The sequence below is a fragment of the Flavobacterium croceum DSM 17960 genome (assembly GCF_002917885.1).
GTDB classification, from domain to species: domain Bacteria; phylum Bacteroidota; class Bacteroidia; order Flavobacteriales; family Flavobacteriaceae; genus Flavobacterium; species Flavobacterium croceum.
In genome coordinates, this window is the sequence record NZ_PQNY01000057.1 from 1 (window position 1) to 2,827 (window position 2,827).

A 2,827-nucleotide genomic window follows, 5' to 3' on the forward strand; every position below is an offset into this window, starting at 1 on the left:
AAAAAAGCCACGAAGTTCGAGTATTCATTATTCTTCCTTTAAGGAACCTGGAAAAATTTCTTCCGGAATTTTTCCGCGTATAGCAGGCAACGTTTTGTGGCTTTGTGTCAGGCGTGAGCTGATGAAAAGCAATTGTTTATATTAATTTATTTTTTCTTTTTAATGTGGTTTGGTATTTTCTCACGCTTGCACAAAACCACTGTTGTAGGTAGTTGTTATTCTAATCTAAGTAAATCAAAGTACATAAATCTATGTTTTTCATTTTTATCTAAATCGGATAAAAATAGAAAGTCATTCTTCAGGTAGGTATTAATCTGTATTTCTTTGTTCAAAGAGTCTAAAATTATCAACCTACAGGCTGGCTTATGCTGTTCAAAAGTCCAATATTTTATAAAATCTAATAATTGATGTGATAACCCTTTACCTTGAATTGTTTTGTCAATACCTAATTGGGTTATTTTGACAGATGGATATTGCCTAATTCTTTTATTGTTAGGTAAATTTATCTTTCTATGTAACTTATTCCAAACACTATTTTCATAACGAATGTCATTAAGACAATCATTTGATATTGAAAAGAAAATTACAACTTCATCTTTATTATTTTTAAAGACAAAAGTGTTAGTCATTTTTTCATTTTGAAAATCAACGGAGTCCTCTTTAAGAAATTTATTTATTTCATTTTCACCACAGTCAAATGAGTCAAGATTGTCATTTTCAGACAATTCAAAAAAGTTAAAATCAAAAAGATTCAAAAGTTTACTTTTTATTAGATAAAACTTTTTTTACTAATACTGACATACTCTCTCTCCTTGAAGCAGATACTTTAATAGAACTATTTTTAGAAAGGGACGTGTTAAATTGCTTAGAGGCTTTACCACTTAGTGTTGGAGTTATTCTGATAGTTGTTGCCATTTCTAACATATTAAAGTTAAAATATTTTTCAAATATACTACAAATTTTATTCCAAAGCATAATTTTTTCTGTTTTTTACGCTTCGGTTATCGTACAATTACCTACAACGGTTTGCAGCTTGGCGAAGTGGCGGATTTAGAAGCACTTACTTTCAATTTAGCACTAAACTTCAATTGAAAACCAAATGTTCAATTTAGCACTGAACCCGCCATTTTGCCAAACTGCTGTTATATGCCGTTTTTATTCATCGGTCAATTCTTTTTGCGTTTTCTTCGGAAGTCCTGAAACAACTAAACGATAAGAGTTTAATATCCATTCTTTCATTTGTTGGTCGGAAATTTTCCCCGTTGTTTTTACACTGTTCCAAAGTTTTTTGTTCATATAGTAGCCTGGTGTTACTTCGCTGTATTTTTCTCTTAAAATTATAGCTTCTTCTTGGTCGCATTTTAAGTTTAGAAACTCGAACGTTGTTAAGTCAGTTGCACAAAACATTTTTCCTTTAACTGAAAACACAAGTGTTTTGTCATCAAAAGGCATTTTTTCTTCTGCACTTTTTAATGACAAACAAAAGTTTCTTACGTCTTCTATATTCATAATTAGTCCACTTTTTCTGCAAATCCAAGAATATAACCGTTTAAGTCTTTTAAGTAAAATTCTTGCATTCCATACCAAGTCGTTTTTAGTTCAGTTAATTCAATATTTCTACTTTTTAGGTCTTGATAGAATTCTTTTATGCCTTCTACATCCATATAAAATGAAACAGTTGCTCCGATATTCAGTCCTTTTGAAAAAACAACATCATTTTTAAATGTGTCTGAACGTTGAAACATAAATTCTACGTTGTCTTTCTGTATCATTGCGTAAACATACTCTTTGTTTTCTGCAAAAGTTTGATCAATTCCGTCTTGTGTTTCGGGAACTGCCATAATAAGGTTGAAACCGAAATTTTCTGTGTAAAAAGCAACCGTTTTTCTAATGTCGGACACTTCAAAGTTTGGTGAAAGTTTACTTATTTTCATTTTTTTGAATTTAAAATTAAGCCACAAAATTACTTTTAATCCATCTTTGATAATTGTAAAAATCGGTCGTTTTTGTTTTGGTTTAATACTTTTGGTGTTGCACCTGTATATTTTCTGATTTCTTTTATGAAATGAGCTTGGTCAAAATAATCGGAATTGGGATTTAGATTACCGTTTGAAATTTCTTCGTATGTAGCGTTGCAACGCACAATGTTTAAAAACTCTTTTAGCGTAATACCAAATTGTGTTTGAAAATACCTGTTTATTTGTCGGCTACTCCAAAAAACTGTGCTTGAAATTTCAGCAACTGTTTTAGTTTTTTGTTCATAAACGGAATCAAATAATTTTAGCTTTCTGCTGTCAATTTGCTTTAAATGCTTTATTGAAGTGTCTAAATTGCTCGTTATTTCAGAAACAAATTTTTCAAATTCATTAGATTTATATTTGTCAATGCTCCAAAATGAAAAAGGCAAGTTCACAATTGAGTCTAAAATTGATTTTATCTCTTTTTGGAAGATATATTCAATGGCTATAAGTTTAAACCTAATAGCGAAGAATTTAGTGTTATTAGGAATTTGTATGTCTTTCGGTTTTGTCCAAATTCCTGTCAGTTTAACAGTTGTCAATGTTTCGTTCTCAAATTCTGCAATTAAGTCAAAGTAACCGTCTGGTAAAATGGTATGTTGAATTTCTGTGTCAGTAGTTTCGTAATACCAAAAACACTTCACAAAGTTGTTCAAAAATCCATTCGGCTCAATTTCTCTGTATCTCATTGCAGTGTCGTTCTAAAATGGCATATAACGTTTTGTGGCTTTGCTTAGTGGCTGAAAAATAAGCATTTAGCCTTGATTAATAAATTATTTTTACTGATATTCACTGTCTTTTTTATTTTG

The 2,827-nt window shown here is 30.3% G+C and carries 5 protein-coding genes; all 5 read right to left on the reverse strand.

What is annotated here, in order from left to right:
• Positions 1 to 215 precede the first annotated feature (215 nt).
• Entirely contained in the window at positions 216 to 755 is a 540-nt protein-coding gene (locus tag Q361_RS13255) for a hypothetical protein (protein ID WP_146047044.1), read from the reverse strand.
• A 4-nt stretch (positions 756 to 759) separates the two neighbouring features.
• On the reverse strand, positions 760 to 975 hold the full coding sequence (locus tag Q361_RS13660; RefSeq protein ID WP_146047045.1) for a hypothetical protein: 216 nt from the start codon (positions 973 to 975) through the stop codon (positions 760 to 762).
• Positions 976 to 1,155: 180 nt separating this feature from the next.
• Positions 1,156 to 1,509, reverse strand: coding sequence for an MmcQ/YjbR family DNA-binding protein (locus tag Q361_RS13260; RefSeq protein ID WP_103727209.1), 354 nt, complete (start codon positions 1,507 to 1,509; stop codon positions 1,156 to 1,158).
• Positions 1,510 to 1,511: 2 nt separating this feature from the next.
• Positions 1,512 to 1,934 carry a VOC family protein gene (locus tag Q361_RS13265; protein WP_103727210.1) on the reverse strand — a complete coding sequence of 141 codons (423 nt, stop codon included), beginning with the start codon at positions 1,932 to 1,934 and terminating at the stop codon, positions 1,512 to 1,514.
• Between the two features lie 35 nt (positions 1,935 to 1,969).
• The gene (locus Q361_RS13270; RefSeq protein WP_103727211.1) at positions 1,970 to 2,707 is read right to left on the reverse strand and encodes a helix-turn-helix domain-containing protein; all 738 of its coding nucleotides are present in this window, start codon (positions 2,705 to 2,707) and stop codon (positions 1,970 to 1,972) included.
• Between the last annotated feature and the right edge of the window lie 120 nt (positions 2,708 to 2,827).